We start from the raw sequence: 19,070 nt of genomic DNA on the forward strand, positions 1-19,070 counted from the left end.
ATCATACGGTAGAGGCCGGCCGCGCGACGCGATCGGGTTGCGTTTGAGAACTGGCCCGAATGGGCTTCAGGAACCGTCAACGCACGAGATCCGTGTCCGGATCTGCCGAAAACCCCCGATATCCACAGGGCGTCTGTGACGGACGACAGGGCCGGTAGCGGTCCGTCACACGGAGGGGCTGCGTTCGTTCACCGGGCGGTATTAACCATTCGTCAACGTGCATGAACAAAACCTTAGCGCAACCCGTCCGAATTCGTTAAGTTTTTATCGAACAACGGACCTCACTCCCTCTCCGGCGGCGCCATGTCCATCGTGTCCAATATTTGGGTGCGCTCTCCCGTCGTGCTCGCAACTGCCACCAGCGTCCTCCTTCTAGGGACGCAAGCGGCGAGCGCCCATGTGAAATGGTTCTGTGCTTTCGACGTTGCGGGCCAGCCCCGTGGACTGGAGCAAGTGCTCTGCGCCGAGTTCGAATGGCTGACCGGCCTTGCCATCCTCTGCCTCATGGTCGGATGTCTCGCCGAGGGGACGCCGTTCGGCACCGCGCTTCTCAACGCCCTCGACCGTGTCACCCTTCGGCTGCGGGACGATACGAGCCTGATCGTGCGGGCCGTGGTCGGTTTCTTCCTCATCTCGGTGTGGAATCTCGGTGGCATCATCCTGACACCGGAATTGAAGACGGACGCGTCTTGGATCTCATGGCTCCAGCTTGCCATGGCCGGCTGCCTCATCTGGAAGCGAACGCTGCCGCTGACGGCGCTCGGCATCGTCTTCCTGTTCGGTTTCGCGGTCTGGCATTACGGCGCCTTCCACTTGGCCGACTATCCGGTCTTCCTCGGTGTCGCGGCCTACCTCGCCCTGACCGGTCTCGACCGCACCCTGTTCGGCTACCGTCCGATCGATGTGGTGCGCGCCACCGCTGCCATCACGCTGATGTGGGCCTCGGTCGAGAAATGGGCTTATCCCCAGTGGACCGATCCGCTGCTCGCCGCCAAGCCCAGCATGACCATGGGCGCCTCGGCTGAGACCTTCATGCGGGCGGCGGGCGTGATCGAGTTCACCCTGGCCTTCGCGCTGATCTGGACGCCGCTGGTGCGCCGCGCCTCGGCCATCATCCTGGCCGCGGTCTTCATCTCGGCGATCGTCGAGTTCGGGAAGGTGGATGCGGTCGGCCATTCGGGCATCATCGCGGTGCTGATCGGCATCGCCGCCGACGATGCGAGGGTTCCGGCCACCCGCCGCGACACGGTTCTGGCCCCGGTCTACTACCTCGGTGCGCTGACGGCCTTCCTCGGGGTCTACTACGTCGCCCACAACCTCCTGTACGGCGACCTCTACAGCGCGGCCACGGCGCTCAGCGCGGTGCCGGTGATCTGAGCCGGACCCGGGAGCTTCGCAGGACCGGAGCCGCCGTGCCTCAGGGGCGCGGCGGCTCTGCCGTGATCGGCTGATGAGCCGGGCCGTCGGCACCGGCATCGGTCAAGGTCTCCAAGAAGGCGATCAGGTCCGCCTTCTCCTGTTTCGAGAGGCCCAGGGGACGGATGTCGCGGGAACGGCTCGCGCGCTCGATGCCGCCGCGGTCGTACACATCGATCACCGCGGCGAGATCCTTGGCCGAACCGTCATGCATGTAAGGCGGCCGCCGGGCGACGTTGCGCAGGGTCGGAGTCTTGAAGGCGTAGCGGAGCGCGGTGGAATTCGGAAAGAACCGACCGCGACCGTGATCGTCGCCCGAGGCGGTTCCGATATCGTGGAACGAGCCGTCGGTGAAGATCGCCCCTGAATGACAGGCGCTGCAATTCGCCTTCCCGGTGAAGAGATCGAAGCCGCGCTTCGCCCCCGCGCTGACGGCCGCCGAGTCACCGGCGACCCAGGCATCGAATGGCGCGGGACCGGAGACGATCAGGCGCTCGAACGTGGCAAGCGCCTGCTCGATCCGCAGACGGGTGACCGGCCGCGCTTCGTCCGCGGCGTCCGGAAAGGCTTGTCGGAACGCTTCCACATAGGAAGGCGTCGCGTTCAGGCGCTCGACCAAGAGCGTGTCGGGCATATCCATATTGGCTTTGGCCGAGATCGGCACGAAGGCCACGGCTTCGAGATCGCGGAAGCGCCCGTCCCAACCGAGACTGCGCTCGATCCAAGCGATGTCGAGCAAGGTCGGCGTGCGCACCGCCATCGGCGCATCGTCGTTGCGCACCGCCCGAGGCTTGTCGTCCGTCCAGTCCATGGATGGCACGTGGCAGGTGGCGCAGGTCCGCGTTTGATCGCGCGACAGCATCGGATCGAAGAACAGCGAGCGACCGAGCTCGGCTTTGGCTTGGCTGTAGGGATTGCTCTCAGGGAACGGAATCTCTGTTGGGCGACGGAATTCGGCCAGGCGAGCGGTACGATCCGGCTCACCCGATATTCCGACGGCCGAAGCGCACCCCATGATCACCATCAGGGCCGCCGCCGCACCTGCCAAGCTCTTCGACATCCAAACCTCTGAGTTTGGATGTTAAGGGCCGGTCGTTTTCGAACCGTGAATCAACGGCAGCGTTTTCGATAAAATATTTCCAACAAACAACTCGATCATCACTTTACGGTGACCGCGAGCTTCATCTTGGGATGAATGCCGCACAGAACCGTGAAGCTTCCCTTGGCCGGAAACGTGACGACGATCCGGCTGCCCGGGATTTGTTCGCCGGTATCGAAATTGAAGTCGGGGTGTTCGATGTAGGCGTGGTGAACGAGATCGCCGTCGTCGTTGACGATCTCGACGCTCTCGCCGACTTTGAGCGCGACGGCGCCTGGGGCGAAGGCACGCCCTTTCTGAGCGATGCGCTGAAGTGGCGCCTCTCCGGCGGTCAAGGCCAAGGCGCCGGCTCCGATCCCGATCAGGGCAAGCGCGAGGCTAGCCATGGCAATTCGCCGTAGTCCGGCCCAGCCCAGTTCAGGCATGCATTCCCCGCTTATCATGAGACGCCGCGGCGATCGCCGATCATCCGATCTCAGCACAAGAGGCTTGCGCACGGCTTAACGGAAATCGGTGCGATAGATTTCCTTCGCAACTCAGCTTTGCGATTGGGTGCAGATTACCTTAACGAATGTAGCGGATCGTTGGGTCGCGGAGTACCCGACCAGACGATGCCATCCTATCGGTCCCTATTCAGCGATCTTTGCCGGCGCGGCCCGGTCCGCATGCTGTGGCGCGTGGGCGGAACGATACGAGGCCGTATCTTTCTGGCCTCGCTGATGCTGAGCGCGATTACCGCAATTCTGGGTGGATACGCAGCGATCGGTATCGCCACCACGGGACAGTTGGCCGACAAGACCTACGACCGTTCTCTCATGTCGATCAATTATGCCCGCGCCGCCTCTGCCGATTTCGCGGCGATCCAGGCTGCGGTGGCACGGGCCCGCCTCGCGACCGACCCCGGCGAGCGCCGTGCTCAGGAAGCCCGGGTCAACGCGCTCGTCCAATCCTTCGAGGAAGATCTGGCGATCGCCGAAGAGCGCGCCCAATCGACCCGCGCCGCTGCGGAATCCGCTGCTGCCAAAGAGGCGCTGAGCCATTGGCTGGCAGCCCGCCGGGAATTCGGAACCGGCCCCCAGACCGCCGATGTTTGGCAAGCTCTCGACGCGCACGCGTCAGTGGTCGAGCAGCATATCGATCTGCTCATCAATTTCACCGCCGGGGACGGCTTCTCCTATCGTCAGGCGGCGCGGGCCCTCGTCGCCCGCGACGTACGCCTCAGCATGGCCGCTACCGTCTTCGCCATTCTGCTGTCGGGCATCATCGCGTTCCTGCTGTCGCGCCAAATCGTGCGGCCGGTCGCCGAGGCATCCGCGGTCGCGACCCGGATCGCCGCCGGCGATCTCGCCGTGCCCGTGCCGGAGGGGGGCGCCGACGAATTCGGCGCCTTGCTCCGTGCCATGGACGGGATGCGCAGCAACATCCGAGCGATGATGCAGGAGGAAGTGTCCCAGCGCCGATCGGCGCAGGGGCTTCTGGCCGATGCGGTCCAAGGCTCGAACGAGGGAATCGTCGTGGCCGATGCGGGAGGCCGCATCGTCATGGCCAATGCCCGCTTCGCCGACCTCCTCGGTCTCGAGCCCGAGAAGGTCGCTGGCGGCAACATCGCCGATGCCCGCGGCTCGGTTCTGGCCGACACCCTGATCGCGATGCGCGCCAACGGAACCTCCGCCGTCGAACGCCACGCGGCGGATGGGCGCTGGTTGCGCATCAGCCGCTCTCCGACCCGCGACGGCGGCTTCGTGGCCGTCTGCTCCGACATTTCGCGCCTGAAGAAGCAGGAAGACCAACTCAAGCGCAGCAACCTGCAACTCGATGCGGCCTTGAGCAACATGCTTCAGGGCCTCTGCCTTTTCGATGCGGAGGGGGGCCTGCTCGTTCACAATCGCCGCTTCTGCGACATGTTCGGTATCGAATACGGGACCTTGCATCCCGGCATGCGGCTGCGTGCCATCTCTTCCGTGGTCGCGGCCGGTTCCGCGTTCGACGATGCTCGTGCCCTCGACCTCTTGCTGGAGCAGGAGGATCTGCTGCGCGCCGGAGCCAGCGGCGCCCTGTGCCGGACCATTCGCGGCGACATGGTCGTTTCGGTGCGTCAGCAGCCCACGGCCGAAGGTGGCTGGATCGCGACTTACGAGGACGTAACGCAGCGCTTCGAGGCGGAGGCGCGGATCATCACCATGGCCCGTCGCGATGCGCTGACAGGGCTCGCCAATCGCATGGTCTTTTCCGAGCGTCTCGAGGATGCGGCCGCGCGTCTGGAGAACGGTTCAGGCTTCGCGATCCTGTGCCTCGATCTCGATCGCTTCAAGGAGGTGAACGACACCTTCGGTCACCCGGTCGGCGACGCGTTGCTGCGCGGCGTGGCCGAGCGTCTCCAGTCCTGCTTGCGGGAGACCGACCTGTTGGCCCGGCTCGGCGGCGACGAGTTCGCCATCGTGCAATCCGGGCCGTGCCCGCGGGAGGATGCAGTCGCGCTTGCGACGCGTCTGATCGAGATGTTCGAGCAACCCTTCCACCTTGAGGATCAGGTCGTTGCCGTCGGGGTCAGCGTCGGCATCTCGCTCGCACCCGAGCACGGGTCGGATCCGGATACTTTGCTCAAATGCGCCGACCTCGCCCTGTACCGCGCCAAGGGCGGCGGACGCGGCGGTTGGTCGTTCTTCGACGAGGAGATGGACCTCGAACTGCGCAAGCGCCGCGCCCTGGAGAACGATCTGCGGCTCGCCATCGCCCACGGCGAGTTGGAGGTGTACTTCCAGCCCATCGTCAATCTCGCCCATCATCGCGTCTCCTGCTGCGAGGCGCTGCTGCGCTGGAAGCATCCCGAGCGCGGCTACGTCTCGCCGGCGGAGTTCATTCCGCTGGCGGAGGAGACCGGGGCGATCGGAGCGATCGGCGAATGGGTGTTGCGCCGCGCCTGCCGCGAAGCGGCAAGCTGGCCGGACGGGATCGGCGTCGCGGTCAATGTCTCGGCCGCCCAGTTCCGCAACGCCGCCGTGGTGCGCGCCGTCATGGAGGCGCTGACGGAGAGCGGGCTGCCGGCCTACCGGCTCGAATTGGAAATCACCGAATCGGTGCTGCTGACCGACAACGTGGCGACTCTCGCCACGCTCCACACCCTGAAACGCCTCGGCGTGCGCGTCGCCATGGACGATTTCGGCACCGGCTACTCGTCGCTGAGCTACCTGCAGAGCTTCCCCTTCGACAAGATCAAGATCGATCAGTCTTTCGTGCGGAACCTCGACATCACCGCAAGCTCACGCCTCATCGTTCGCTCCGTGGTCGGCCTTGGTCGGAGCCTCGGCATGACGGTGACGGCGGAAGGTATCGAGACCGAGGCACAGATGGAGCATCTGCGGTTGGAGGGCTGCGACGAGGCGCAGGGCTACTTGTTCAGCCGGCCTGTGCCAGCGGCCGGCATTCACGCCTTGTTCGACCGGCTGCGCCGCCAAGCAGCCTAGCAAATCCAGAAAGAGTTGGGGTCAAGAACTCAATCGTTACAGATCAACCTAGGTTAAGGCGCGCTTCGAAGCTGGCCAACATATGTTTTGGCACTTGAGCGCATGATAGTAATTCTGAACAATTCCCGAGCCGGGTGATTTACCGGCCAACGAAGCTGCGGTCCGATCCGCTTGCTTCGCGTGGCCCGCCCCGGCGAAGGATTGTGCCCGATGTATTATCACGACAAGCGCCTGCAATATCCGGTGAAGGTCGACAGCCCCGATCCGATCTACGCACGTATGCTCCAGCAGGCGATCGGCGGCGTGGAAGGCGAGATCCGCGTTTGTATGCAGTACTTCTTTCAGGCCTGGGGTAATCGCGCGCCGAACACCAAGTATCGCGATATGCTACTTCATACCGCAACGGAGGAAATCGGCCATATTGAGATGTTGGCAACTGCGGTTGCGATGAACCTCGAAAACGCACCCACCAAGGTGCAGGAGGCCGGCGCAGCCGATGCGATCGTCGGCGCGGTGATGGGGGGCGAGAATCCCCGACACCTGGTCGAAGGCATGCTGCACAAGCACTTGCTGTCCTCCGGCATGGCAGCCTTTCCGGGCAATGCCGACGGCGTGCCTTTCGACATGAACCACGTCTATGCCAGCGGTAATATTGCGGCGGATATGTACTGCAACGTTGCTGCTGAAGCGACCGGGCGGACGCTGGCGGTGCGCCTGTCGAACGCCACCAACGATCCCGGCATGAAGGATATGTGGTCCTTCCTGATCGCCCGGGACACGATGCATCAGCAGCAATGGCTGGCCGTGGTGGAGGAACTCGGTGGCACCGAGGGGGCGCTCCCGATCCCCAATAGCTTCCCGCAATCGGAAGAGAACCAGAAATACAATTACAGCTTCTTCGCCACCAGCCGCGACGGCACGCCGCCGCCGGAGGGACGCTGGACGCGGGGCCGCTCCCTCGACGGCAAGGGCGAATTCAACGTGGTCCAGAACGAGCCGATGGGCCAGGAGCCGGTGCTCGGTCCGGCTCGTCCCGACAGCGGGGCCGAGACTCAGCAGATCGCCTGACGGGCGTTTGCGCCGCGATCAGTGCCGCTTCCGGGCAACCGTCCCGGTTGCGGCCGGAGGCAAATCGTCTCCGGTCGGACGGCATCCATTCAGGATACCAATATGGAGAAGGTCAACATGGCAATCGAAGCACGCGAGATTTACGTCACCGCCCTGAAGAACACCCATGCTCTCGAAATGCAGGCTCTGCAGATCATGGAGCGGCAGGTGGAGCGGTTGAAGAATTACCCTGAGATGGAGGAGGCTCTGCGCCGACACATCGAAGAGACGCACGGCCAGCGCGCCCGTCTCGAAGAGGCCCTCCAGGCTTTGGGCGACAGCCCGTCGGCCATCAAGGAGGGATTTTTGGGCTTCGTTGGCAATATGATGGCCCTCGGCCACACGCCCGCGCAGGATGAGATCCTGAAGAATACCTACGCCAACCACGCCTTCGAGAACTTTGAGATCGCCGCCTATCAATCCCTCATCACTATCGGCGACGCAGCCGGCCAAGGCACCAGCCTCACCGGCTTCCGCCAGTCGCTGCAGGAAGAGGAGGCGATGGCCCAACGGGTGCGGACGCTGATCGAGCCGACGACCCGGCGATATGTCGAACTCACGCTGGCGGGTGAGCAGGCCGATCGTTGATCGGTGCTCGTCCGGAGCGTCCGCAAGTCGACGGGCTCTAAGGCATCGCCCCGCTTGGTCGGGGCGATTCGTGGTCGGCCGAACCCGCATCGTTTCGGCTGGCAACCGAACAGGCAGGCCATCGACCGTTGCGTGTACAGATGCGGTCGGACTTCAAGACATTCAGACATATCTAATGCCGTATCGATTCGGCAGTGGGGCAATAAATCTGATCCTTCCACACGAACGGCAACGAGTGGGACGACGATAAGACGATGCAGAGGAGGGGTGGGAACGGCGACCACTCATCCGATCGAGTGATACGACGAGCGACGTGCTATGGGTCGTGCATCCCGTCGCGATCTTTACGGTCCAGATGCTCGATCGTCCTGCTTTCCACGCTCTTAGAGTGATCGGTCAGCCCCACTGGTCGTCCGTCGTCGTTTCAGATCTTCCGGCGACCTAAGACGGTCATGAAGACCTTCTTGCGCCAGCAAGCCGGCATGCTGCCGACCGGATCAGGATATGTCCCCCCACCACCCCCGCCGTCGTACCGGCGCCGCAGCCTGCTGCGGCGAGTCGGCGTCGACCGGCTTACCGCCCTCGCGCTGCTCGTTGCCCTGATCGCGGTGCGCCTCATCGATCCGGCTCCGGTCGAACTCCTTCGATTGCGGACGTTCGATGCCCTGCAGGCCTGGAACCCGCGTCCGACGACGATCCGGCCGGTGGTGATCGTCGATATCGACGAGGACAGCCTGCGCAGCGAGGGCCAATGGCCCTGGGCGCGCACCCGGATCGCCGATCTCGTGACCCGCCTCTCGCAGGCCGGCGCCACCGCCATCGTCTTCGATATGGTCTTCCCCGAGCCTGATCGGCTGTCGCCGGATCGCATCGCCCGCTCGATTCGGCCCATGGACGCGTCGATGGCCGATCGGCTGGAGGCGCTGCCCAGCACCGACGCGGTACTCGCCGATGCGATGCGTTCGACGCGGGTCATCCTGGGCCAGACCGCCCTGGCGCAACCCACGACGAGCGATGGCGATCTACCGCGCACGGGCTTCGCCGTGCTCGGCCCGGACCCTTCCGCCTTCCTGTCCGAATTCCCCGGCCTGCTGCACAATCTGCCGCTTCTGGAACATGCGGCGGCAGGGCGTGGCATGTTCACCATTGTCCCCGAGCGGGATGGGCTCGTGCGACGGTTGCCGTTGGTGATGCTCGCCGAGGGCCGCATGGTGCCGGCGGTGACGCTGGAGACCCTGCGCGTCCTGACCGGGGCCGGGGCGATTCTCGTCCGGACCGACGCGGGCGGGATCCGCAGCGTGGCTTTGCCGGGCCTCGAGGTGCCGACCGACGCCTACGGCTCGATTTGGCTGCATTTCAACGCGCACGATCACGCCCGCTTCATCTCCGCCCGCACGGTCCTCGACGGAAGCTTCGATCCGGACCGGGTCGCGCGGAAGATCGCGATGATCGGCACTTCGGCGCTCGGTCTCCTCGACAACAAGACGTCGCCGATCGACCGGAGCATTCCCGGTGTCGAAGTCCAGGCCCAGATGATGGAGATCATGCTGGGGCAGGCAGCGCTCGCCTATCCGAGCTACGCCGTCCTCCTGGAAGTCGGACTGACGCTCGTGGTCGGGCTCGGCATCATCGTCCTCGCGCCGGTGCTCGGCGCGCTGCGGCTCCTCGTCCTCGGCGGGTTGGTGGCGGTTCTGCTGGTCGCTCTGACCTGGATTCGCTTCACCCAGCAGAACACCCTCCAGGATTCGACCTTTCCGTTGCTCGCGAGCCTCAGCGTCTACGCGACGCTGATCTTCTCAAACTACGCGCGCGAGCGAATGGGCCGCCAGCGCATCCGCTCCGCCTTCAGTCAGTATCTCTCGCCCGCCCTGGTGGAGCAGCTCGCGGCCCATCCCGAGACGCTCAAGCTCGGCGGCGAAGAGCGCACTCTGACGATCATGTTCTCGGATGTGCGCGGCTTCACCACCATCGCGGAGTTTTACAAGACCGATCCTGCCGGTCTCACCGCCCTGATGAACCGCTTCCTGTCACCCCTGACCGACGCGATTCTCGAAAGCCGCGGCACCATCGACAAGTATATGGGCGATGCCATCATGGCGTTCTGGAACGCGCCGCTCGACGACGGTGATCAGGAGGCCCATGCCTGCGCCGCAGCGCTCGCAATGATCGCCCGGATGGATGCGCTGAACGCCCTGCGCAAGGTGGAGGCCGAATCCGGCGGGCATCCCGTGCTGCCGATCGATATCGGCATCGGCATCAATACCGGCCGCTGCGTCGTCGGCAATATGGGATCACACCTGCGCTTCGACTACTCCGTCCTCGGCGACCCGGTGAACCTTGCCTCCCGATTGGAAGGGCAATCCAAATCCTACACCGTGAAGACGATCCTCGGCGCGGCTACGGCGGCGGCGGTCGGGGATCGCTACGCCCTTCTCGAGATCGATCTGATCCAGGTGAAGGGCAAGGCCGAGGCCGAGCGTATCTCGACGCTCGTCGGCGATGCCTCTCTCCTCGCATCGGATGCGTTCCAGACTCTGCGCGAGGCCCATATGGATTTCCTGCGGGCCTATCGGGCTTGCGCTTGGTCCGAGGCCCGCGCTCACCTAGCGCGGTGCCGCGCACGCCAAGCCGGCATCGATGGTGTGGGCCTGGGCGGCCTCTACGATCTCTACGAGACCCGCATCGCCGCTTATGAACGTGCGCCGCCACCCGCTGACTGGGGCGGAATCTATGTGGCTCTCGACAAGTAGGATTCTGGCGCACCGGCTGGCCTCGCCAGCCTCACGGGCAATGTGGTTGTGATTTCGTCACCGATTCGGGTCAATGAAGCTGGGCCGACGACGCGGACGACAATCCGTTGCCGCGAACCCTAAACCACTGTCCGGCTGTTATAAAAAAAGGTGGCGGAGACGGAGGGATTCGAACCCTCGATACCCTTATTAGGGGTATGCTCATTTAGCAAACGAGTGCCTTCAGCCTCTCGGCCACGTCTCCGGCGCACCGGCTCTAGAAGCTCCGGGGCGGCGGGTCAAGCCGGTCCGCGCGCCTTCGCCAAGGGGTCACGGCGGGCGATCCGTCACGCGCGAATGCGCGTGCTCGGCAAGGCTGAGAGGATCGGACTGGTGGCCCTTCTCCCCATCACGGGGCGGGGGGCGCTCCAGCCCATCGGGGTCGCGTACGATGCGCGCTGCGCTGGCGCTTCTCGAACCTTCGAAAATTGCGAACCAGCGCAGTTTCTCGGGAGGACTCTGCCCGCGCCCATCTCAACCCGAAGGAATCCCGTCGGACTCGATGCGGATCGTCCCGCATCGGGTCCTATCGAGACATGGACTCGTGTGTCGATCGCCGGAGGGCGGCGTCAGCCTTGCGTCTCCGCCAGCCGCTTGCGCTGAACCTTGCCGTTGGCGGTGCGCGGCAGCGAATCGAGGAAGCGGATCGAGCGGGGGCATTTGTACCCGGCCAAGCGTTCGGAGCACCATGCCAGCAACCCGTCCGCATCGGGCTCGGCGCCGGGACGCGGGACGACGAAAGCCGCGATCACCCGCACATCGGCCCGCACGGCCAGTTCCGCCACACCGACCTCGGCCACGTCAGGATGAGCCGCCAGCACGCTCTCCACTTCCACCGGAGAGACCCGGTAGCCCATGGCGTTCATGAGGTCGTCGTTGCGGCCGTGGAACCAGAGGTAGCCACCCGCATCGAGGCTGGCGAGGTCGCCGCCTGCGAACCACGCGCCGCGCATCACAGCCGCCTCTTCCTCGGGTCGCTGCCAATATCCGAGCATCAGGCCGGGCTCGGAGCGGTGGACCGCCAGCAAGCCCGTCTCGCCGGGGGGCAGGGGTTCAGGCGGTCCATCGACCGGCAGGATCGCCACGCATCGGCCGGGCTGGGGGCGGCCGGGTGAGCCGGGTCGGACGGCAATGGTCGGCCCGCTCGACACGTAGGTCGAGACCTCGCTCATTCCGAGCGCTTCGTAGAGCGGGATGCCGGTGCGGTCGGTCCATTCGGCCAGGAGATCGGGGCTCAGCGCCTCGCCCGCCGTGACCCCGTGGCGAAGCCGCGCGAGGTCGTAGGCGGCGAGGTCCGAATATTTGAGGATCTGGCGGTAGACGCTCGGGACGGCGGCGAAGATCGTCGCGCCGTGCATCTCGATCAGGCGTGGCCAGGCTCCTCGGTCGCGCGGACCGTTATAGAGAACCGCCGTGGCGCCGCAGGCCCACGGATCGGTGATCCCGACGCCGAGCGTGTAGGTCCAGTTCATCGTGCCGGCATGGAGCATCACGTCGGACTCGGTCAGACCAAGCCAATGGGCATGCATCGGCCGTCGGCCCCAAATGGCCCGATGCGCGTGAAGCACGCCTTTCGGACGGCTGGTGGTGCCGGAGGTGTAGACCAACGTCGCCGGATCGTCGGCGCCGGTATCGGCGTAATCCACGAGCGGCGGACCGGCCTTCATCGCGGCGACGGCATCCGCGTCGAGCCAGAGCCGTCCGTCGTCCGACGGGGGCTTCGCGAAGCCTGCGCCGACGACGATCGCCGCCACGCCGGCATTGCCCATCAGGAAGGCGGCCTCGTCCGGCGTCAGCTGGGGGGAGGAGGGCAGCGCCACGAGGCCGGCAGCCAGGGCGCCGAAATAGACCAGCACGTAATCCGTCTCGTTGCCCATGCGGATCATCACCCGGTCGCCCGGCTTCAGGCCGCGACCGAGAAGGCCCGCTGCAATGCCGCGCACGGCACGGTCGGCCTGTCCGAAGGTCAGGCGGCTCACCGCTCCGCTCTCTCCGGCCATCACCAGTGCCGTCTTGTCGCCGCGTTGCCGCGCATTCTCCGCGAGACAATGACGGGCCGCATTGAAGCGAGGCGGTGGAAGGCGGTCGTCGGGTATCGGCACGGCGGCGTCCGGTCGTCTCGATGCGTCATCCGGTGTCCGCCGCCGTTCGAGGCCCGTCAAGAAGGGGGGCCGGCTCCGCGACCGGCAGGAAGGAGCCGCATGTTCACGCGTCGCCAAACCACCATGGCCGGATTGGCCGCTCTGATTGTGTCCGGCCGCGTGGGACCGGCACGGGCCGCGTCGTTCGAGGATGCCCTCGCCGAAATCGAGGTCCGGAGCGGTGGGCGGCTCGGCGTTGCGGTCCTCGACACCGGCTCCGGCGAATTGACCGGACGCCGGATCGACGAGCGCTTTCCCCTCTGCAGCACGTTCAAGGCGCTGGCCGCGGCCGCCGTTCTCGCGCGGGTCGACGCGCAAGAGGAGCGCCTGGATCGCCGCGTGGTGTTCGGGCGTGAGGCACTGGTGCCGTATTCTCCGGTCACCGAGCCCCGCATCGGCGGATCTGGCATGAGTCTCGCGGAATTGTGCGAGGCCGCCGTGATCCGCAGCGACAACACGGCGGGCAATCTCCTGCTTCAGGCGATCGGCGGCCCGGCGGGACTGACCGCGCAACTCCGCGCGTTCGGGGATGACGTGACGCGGCTCGACCGAACCGAGCCGACGCTCAACGAGGCCCTGCCGGGGGATCCGCGGGATACGACGAGCCCGGGGGCGATGGCGCGCACCCTCGCGGGGCTGACCCTCGGCTCAGCCCTGACGCAGCCCTCCCGCGACCGGCTGACGGCTTGGCTTCTCGACAATCGCACCGGCGGTAAGCGGCTGCGGGCCGGGCTGCCGTCGGGCTGGCGGATCGGCGAGAAGACTGGAACGGGCGAGTATGGGACGACGAACGATGTCGGCGTCATCTGGCCACCGGAGGGCGCCGCGCAGGTCGTCGCCGTTTACCTGACCGCCACGGATCGACCGCTGTCCGAACGCGAGGACGCCATCGCTGCCGTGGCACGGGCGGTGGTCGCCGATTAGGTTCGGTTTAGTCGAGGGTCCGTTGCGACCCGGCACCGTCGAGCTGAGGCGTCTGCCGGATCGGACGGATGCCCCCCGAGAGGACTGAAGCCGCACCGTCCACGAGCTCGAGCCAGAGGAATCGGGCCGGATCGACCGGTCCCGGCAACACGAGCCGCCCCGGGGGGACCGGCGCGAAGCCGAAGCGGCGGTAATAAGGAGCGTCGCCCACCAGCACGACGACGCGATGACCGGAGGCGCGGGCGGCGTCCAGGCTCGCTCGCATCAGCGCGGTTCCGATTCCGCGATCCGAGAAGCTCGGATCGACGGTGAGCGGCCCGAGGACGAGGAGGCACCCCCCTTCGGCCTCCGCCGGGCCGACGCGGACCGAACCGACGAGATAGGTGCCGACCAGAGCCGTCAAACAGAGCTCGGCGAGGGGAGCCGTGCCTTCGCGCAGGCGATAGGCGGTGCGGGCGAAGCGTCCCGGTCCGAAGGCGCGGGCGTGCAGTCGCTCGATGGCCGGCCCGTCCTCGGGTTGTTCGCGGCGGATGACGAGGGGGAGGGCGGTCAAGGCGGGCGTCATCCGGGAGCGGGGACGACGGCCGATAGCAGTCCCGTCCGCAGCCGGCAAACTGTGCGCGATCACGCCGCCTTGGCGGAGAAGTCGATCCGGGGATCGATCCACGTATAGATCAGATCAGACACCAAATTCACCGCCAGGCCGAGCAGCGAGAAGATGTACAATGTCGCGAACACCACCGGGTAATCGCGGCCGACGATGGAGGTGAAGGACAGCAGCCCGAGCCCGTCGAGGGAGAAGATCGTCTCGATCAGGAGCGAGCCGGTAAAGAAGGCGGTGATGAAGGCGCCGGGGAAGCCCGCGATCACGATCAGCATCGCGTTCCGGAAGACGTGACCGTAGAGCACGCCGCGCTGAGTCAGACCCTTCATCCGCGCCGTCAGAACGTATTGCTTGCGGATCTCGTCGAGGAACGAGTTCTTCGTCAGCAAGGTCGAGGTCGCGAAGGCGCCGAGTACCAGGGCAGCGAGCGGCAGGGCCAAGTGCCACGCGTAATCGACCGCCTTACCCCACAGCGAAAGGGACTCGAAGTTCTCGGAGGTCAGGCCGCGGATCGGAAAGATCTGCACGAACGAGCCGCCCGCGAACAGGATGATGAGCAGGATGCCGAACAGGAAGCTCGGGATCGCGTAGCCGATGATGACGACGGCGGAAGTCCAGACGTCGAAGCGCGAGCCGTCGGAGACCGCCTTGCGAATGCCGAGCGGGATCGAGATCGCGTAGGAGATCAACGTCATCCACAAACCCAGCGAGATCGAGACCGGTAGCTTTTCCTTGATGAGCTGCAGCACGCTCACATCGCGGAAATAGCTTCGGCCGAAATCGAACCGGGCGTAGTCCCACAACATCTTGGCGAAGCGTTCGGGTGCCGGCTTGTCGAAGCCGAACTGGGCCTCGAGCTTCTTGATGAAGGCAGGGTCCAAACCCTGCGCGCCGCGATACTTGGCGTTCTCCGAGCCGCTGCGGCTGACGCCGCCGAGATCGCCTTGTCCGCCGGTGACACGGTTGAGCGAACCCTCCTGCTGGCCCTGGAGCTGCGCGAGCACGCGCTCCACGGGGCCGCCGGGGGCGAACTGGATGATCGCGAAGGTGATCAGCATGATCCCGAAAATGGTCGGGACCATGAGGGCGAGGCGCCGCAGGATGTAGCCGAGCATCGGGGTCGAACCTCAATCCCGGCCGATCTGCCGAGCCTTCTGGGCGTCGTACCACCAGAGATCGGGCGTGCCGAGACCGTACGCCGGCGGGGTCGCCGGATGGCCGAACACGTCCCAGGTCCCCAGCCGGTAGCTCGGCGCGTACCACATCGGAATCCAGTAGCGGCCGGCGCGCAGAACCCGGTCCAGCGCGCGACAGGCCGCCTCGAGTTCGGCACGGGAGGCCGCCGTGACGGCCTTCTCGACCAGGGCGTCCACCACCGGGCTGCTGATGCCGGCGATGTTGTTGGTGCCCGGTATTGCAGCGGCGGACGATCCGAAGCTCGTGCGCAGTTCCGGGCCCGGCGTCGCCCCCTGCGAGGCGTTGCGAACCACGATATCGAAATCGAAATCGCGCACCCGCAGCTGATACTGTGAAGCATCGACGATGCGCTGGCTGGCCCGTATCCCGAGACGTGCCAGATTACGGATGAAGGGCTGGGTCCGGGCCTCCCAGATCGGGTCGTTGTCGAGGAACTCGAACGCGATCGGTGCGCCGCTCGGCAGCTTGAAGACGCTGCCGTCGCGGGTGCAGCCGGCTTCCCTGAGCAGCGCGTTGGCGCGGCTGAGCAAAGCCCGGTCCTGACCCGATCCGTCGGTCGAGGGCGGTACCCAGGCATCGCCGAACACTTCGGCCGGCAGATGCTGAGGATGGGCATCGCGCAGGGGTTCGAGCAGAGCGAGCTCAGCGGGCCCGGGCTTCCCCGTCGCCTTGAGATCGGATCGTTCAAAGAACGATTCGGTCCGCACGTAGGTGTCGTACATCTGGTTGCGGTTGGTCCAAGCGAAGTCGAAGCAGAGTCCGATCGCTTCGCGCACCCGCGGATCCTTGAAGACGTCGCGGCGGGTATTGAACCACCAGCCCTGGATGCTGGCCGGCGCGTTGTTCGGGAGGGTCACCCGCTTGACGCGACCCTCGCGGGCAGCCGGAAAATCGTAACCGTTCGCCCAGATCGAGGATGTGAATTCCTCGCGGTAGGTGAAGGCCCCACTCTTGAACGCCTCGAATGCCGCCTGCCGATCGCGGAAATACTCGTAGCGGAGCGCGGCAAAATTGTTTCGCCCGACATTCACGGCAAGCTCGGCGGCCCAGTAATCCGGCACGCGCTCCAACTCGATGAACCGACCGACATCCATCCGCCCGACGCGGTAGGGCCCGGAGCCGAGGGGCGCTTCGAGTGTCGAGGCCTCGAAATCCCGGCCCTTCCACCATGTCTCCGAGAAGATCGGCAGACCGGCCACGGTCTGGGGAAGGTCGCGGGCATATCCCGGCTTGTAACGGACGAGCACGACATCGTCGGCTTCGGATGTCGTGTCTTCGAGATCGAGGAGCTCCTGCGCGATGGCCGGGTGCCCCTTGTCGCGCAGGATCTTCAGCGAAAATGCGACATCGCGGGCGGTGAGCTTCGAACCATCGTGGAAGTGAGCCTGCGGCCGGAGACGGAAACGCTGGCTCAGGCCATCCTCGCTCGTCTCGACGGTGCGGGCGATCAAACCGTAGAGCGCGTCCGGCTCGTCCAGGGCGCGGACCATCAGGCTGTCGAAGGTGAAGTTCAAACCCGCCGCGCCGTTGCCGCGGAAGACGTAGGGATTGAGGGTATCGAAGGTGTCGAAGGCCTGATTGCCGAAGGTCTGGACAAGCTGCGTCGAGAAGCGCCCGCCGCGGGGTGCCATCGGATTAACGTAGTCGAAATTCGCGAAATCGGGGCCGTATTTCAGCTCACCGAAGCTCGACAATCCGTGGCGAGGTCCGGTCGGCGCGGCGTGAGCAAAGCGGGGCAGGGCCGCCGAGGTGGCCAGAACCCCGGCACCGAGGATGATGCCGCGGCGATTCAGGGCGCCGCTCAACGCGGCGCTCCAGTCTTGGCGGCCAGCGCCTCGTCGTACCACCACGTCGTCGGGAAGCCGGACGATCCGTATTTCGGCAGGACCGCCGGCCGACCGAAGCGGTTCCAGCGGACCGTGCGCGTCACCGGCGACGACCATTGCGGCACGACGTAATTGTGGGACAGCAGCGCCCGATCGAGCGCGCGGGTCGCCGCCACGAGAGTTTCGCGGTCGCTGGCGAAGATCAGCTTCTCGATGAGCGCGTCGATCCCCGCATCCTTGATCCCGGCAATGTTGCGTGAGCCCGGCTTGTCGGCCGAGACCGACCCCCAATACTCGCGCTGTTCGTTGCCCGGCGAGAGCGATTCCGGCCAGTTCGAGGTGGTGATATCGAAGTCGAAGGCGCGCAGCCGATTCTGGTACTGCGCCTGATCGATCACGCGCACGCTCGATTGAATGCCAATGAGTTTCAGCTGCGCCGCGAACGGTAGAATGACGCGCTCGAAGACATTCTGGAATTCCAGAAACTCGACCGTCAGGGGCTCGCCGGTGGCCTTCGAGACCATCTGTCCGCCCTTCAATTCGTAGCCCGCCTCCTTGAGGAGGCCGACCGCTTGGCGCAGGTTTGCCCGCACGGCGTCCGGCGTGTCGTTGACCGGGTTCCGGTAGGGCTCGGTGAAGACCCGCGGGAGCAGCTTGTCCTTCACGCTGTCGAGGATGGCCCGCTCGATCCCCTCCGGCAGGCCGGACGCCGCCAGTTCGGAGCCGTAGAAATACGAATCGATGCGGCTGTACTGCCCGTAGAACAGCTGCCGGTTCATCTCCTCGAAATTCATCGCGAGATTGAAGGCACGCCGCACGCGCTCATCCTTGAACTTGTCGCGGCGCAGGTTGAACACGAAGGCTTGCATGATGCCGGTGCCGCGGCCGGGAAACTCTTCCTTGATGAGGCGGCCATCCTTCACGGCGGGGAAATCGTCGTACTGCGTGGCCCAGTTCCGGGCGATATTCTCGGAGCGGAAGTCGTAGAGATCGCCTTTCAACGCTTCCAGAAGGACCGATCCATCACGAAAATATTCGAAGCGGACGGTGCCGAAATTGTTGCGCCCGCGATTGACCGGTAGGTCCTTGCCCCAATAATCGGCGACCCGCTCATAGATCGCGTAGCGGCCAGCATCGATCTTGGCCAAGCGATAGGGGCCGGAGCCGAGCGGGATTTCCAATGTCGTCTCGGTCGGATTGCGCGCTTTGCCGCTCGCATCCGTCCCCGTCCACCAATGCTTCGGCAGAACCTGCATCTGGCCCAGCACCTGCGGCAGTTCGCGGTTGCCGGCTTCCGTGAACCGGAACGTGACCTCACGTTCGCCCGTGGCCTCGGCCTTGCCGACGCTGTGGTAGTAAGCGGCGTAGAAGGGACTGTTGGCCTTCAGCGTGTCGAAGGACCAGATCACATCCTCGACGGTCAGAGGTTTGCCGTCGTGCCACCGAGCGCCCGCGCGCAGACGATAGGCGACCGACATGCCATCGGGGGCGATGCGCACCGCTTCGGCCAATTGGCCGTAGGAAGAGAACGGCTCGTCGCCCGAATCTTCCATGAGCGTGTCGTAAATCTGGGTGATCCCGCCTTCCAGATCCCCCTTCAATCCGTTGACGATCATGTTGAGATTGTCGAATCCGCCCTGGGATCCGAGGCGGACCAGTCCACCGATCGGAGCCTTCGGGTCGGCGTATTCGAAATGGGCGAAGTCCGGACCGTATTTCGGTTCGCCGAGCAGGGTCAGCGCGTGGCGCCAAGTTCCCGACGCTCTGCCGGATGCGTCCTGAGCCGACGCCCGCGCCGCCGATTCTGCGGGCTCCTGAGCCGAGGCTGGGGATCGCAATCCGAGGACGGCGAGCGCACCGGCGAGGAAGCTTCGGCGAGCAATCACGGCGTGTTCCGTCACGTTGGCGCTCTCTC

The 19,070-nt window shown here is 65.4% G+C and carries 13 protein-coding genes and 1 tRNA gene; 6 read left to right on the forward strand and 8 right to left on the reverse strand.

Translation table 11 applies throughout. The features are described from left to right. The first annotated feature begins 303 nt into the window (after positions 1–303). Positions 304–1,377, forward strand: a complete 1,074-nt coding sequence (locus MFF26_RS20760; protein WP_137828164.1) for a hypothetical protein — start codon at positions 304–306, stop codon at positions 1,375–1,377. Between the two features lie 40 nt (positions 1,378–1,417). Here MFF26_RS20760 and MFF26_RS20765 read toward each other — a convergent pair whose 3' ends face one another. Together MFF26_RS20765 and MFF26_RS20770 are read right to left on the reverse strand one after the other, a co-directional pair. After that, on the reverse strand, positions 1,418–2,476 hold the full coding sequence (locus MFF26_RS20765; protein ID WP_137828163.1) for a cytochrome-c peroxidase: 1,059 nt from the start codon (positions 2,474–2,476) through the stop codon (positions 1,418–1,420). A 98-nt stretch (positions 2,477–2,574) separates the two neighbouring features. After that, positions 2,575–2,940, reverse strand: a complete 366-nt coding sequence (locus MFF26_RS20770) for a cupredoxin domain-containing protein (RefSeq protein WP_238308487.1) — start codon at positions 2,938–2,940, stop codon at positions 2,575–2,577. Positions 2,941–3,126: 186 nt separating this feature from the next. Between MFF26_RS20770 and MFF26_RS20775 the strand changes: the two genes are divergently transcribed. The 4 genes from MFF26_RS20775 (at position 3,127) to MFF26_RS20790 (ending at position 10,424) form a co-directional block, all read left to right on the forward strand. After that, positions 3,127–5,979: an EAL domain-containing protein gene (locus tag MFF26_RS20775; RefSeq protein ID WP_137828162.1), complete on the forward strand. Its 2,853-nt coding sequence runs from the start codon at positions 3,127–3,129 to the stop codon at positions 5,977–5,979. A 210-nt stretch (positions 5,980–6,189) separates the two neighbouring features. Then, on the forward strand, positions 6,190–7,047 hold the full coding sequence (locus MFF26_RS20780) for a manganese catalase family protein (protein ID WP_137828161.1): 858 nt from the start codon (positions 6,190–6,192) through the stop codon (positions 7,045–7,047). Positions 7,048–7,164: 117 nt separating this feature from the next. After that, a complete protein-coding gene (locus tag MFF26_RS20785; RefSeq protein WP_137828252.1) occupies positions 7,165–7,674 on the forward strand; it encodes a ferritin-like domain-containing protein in 510 nt (169 codons plus the stop codon). 452 nt (positions 7,675–8,126) lie between these two features. Next, positions 8,127–10,424, forward strand: a complete 2,298-nt coding sequence (locus MFF26_RS20790) for a CHASE2 domain-containing protein (protein WP_238308489.1) — start codon at positions 8,127–8,129, stop codon at positions 10,422–10,424. Between the two features lie 151 nt (positions 10,425–10,575). Here the strand turns inward: MFF26_RS20790 and MFF26_RS20795 are convergent. Beyond that, positions 10,576–10,668: transfer RNA gene (locus MFF26_RS20795), tRNA-Ser, on the reverse strand. Between the two features lie 364 nt (positions 10,669–11,032). After that, complete coding sequence (locus tag MFF26_RS20800) at positions 11,033–12,565, reverse strand: class I adenylate-forming enzyme family protein (RefSeq protein WP_137828160.1); 1,533 nt, start codon at positions 12,563–12,565, stop codon at positions 11,033–11,035. A 99-nt stretch (positions 12,566–12,664) separates the two neighbouring features. Here MFF26_RS20800 and bla point away from each other — a divergent pair, with 99 nt between their 5' ends. Then, positions 12,665–13,528, forward strand: coding sequence for a class A beta-lactamase (gene bla, locus MFF26_RS20805; RefSeq protein WP_137828159.1), 864 nt, complete (start codon positions 12,665–12,667; stop codon positions 13,526–13,528). 7 nt (positions 13,529–13,535) lie between these two features. On the opposite strand, the gene MFF26_RS20810 is transcribed toward bla, so the two are convergent. The 4 genes from MFF26_RS20810 to MFF26_RS20825 form a co-directional block, all read right to left on the reverse strand. Beyond that, positions 13,536–14,081 carry a GNAT family N-acetyltransferase gene (locus MFF26_RS20810; protein ID WP_137828158.1) on the reverse strand — a complete coding sequence of 182 codons (546 nt, stop codon included), beginning with the start codon at positions 14,079–14,081 and terminating at the stop codon, positions 13,536–13,538. 71 nt (positions 14,082–14,152) lie between these two features. After that, positions 14,153–15,247: a microcin C ABC transporter permease YejB gene (locus MFF26_RS20815; RefSeq protein ID WP_137828157.1), complete on the reverse strand. Its 1,095-nt coding sequence runs from the start codon at positions 15,245–15,247 to the stop codon at positions 14,153–14,155. A gap of 12 nt (positions 15,248–15,259) precedes the next feature. Continuing rightward, positions 15,260–17,134, reverse strand: a complete 1,875-nt coding sequence (locus MFF26_RS20820; protein WP_238308490.1) for an extracellular solute-binding protein — start codon at positions 17,132–17,134, stop codon at positions 15,260–15,262. After that, positions 17,131–19,056, reverse strand: coding sequence for an extracellular solute-binding protein (locus MFF26_RS20825; protein ID WP_137828155.1), 1,926 nt, complete (start codon positions 19,054–19,056; stop codon positions 17,131–17,133). The genes MFF26_RS20820 and MFF26_RS20825 overlap by 4 nt, the downstream gene beginning before the upstream one ends. Positions 19,057–19,070 lie beyond the last annotated feature (14 nt).

The organism is Methylorubrum suomiense (assembly GCF_022179765.1).
In the GTDB taxonomy this organism is placed as follows: Bacteria; Pseudomonadota; Alphaproteobacteria; order Rhizobiales; family Beijerinckiaceae; genus Methylobacterium; species Methylobacterium suomiense.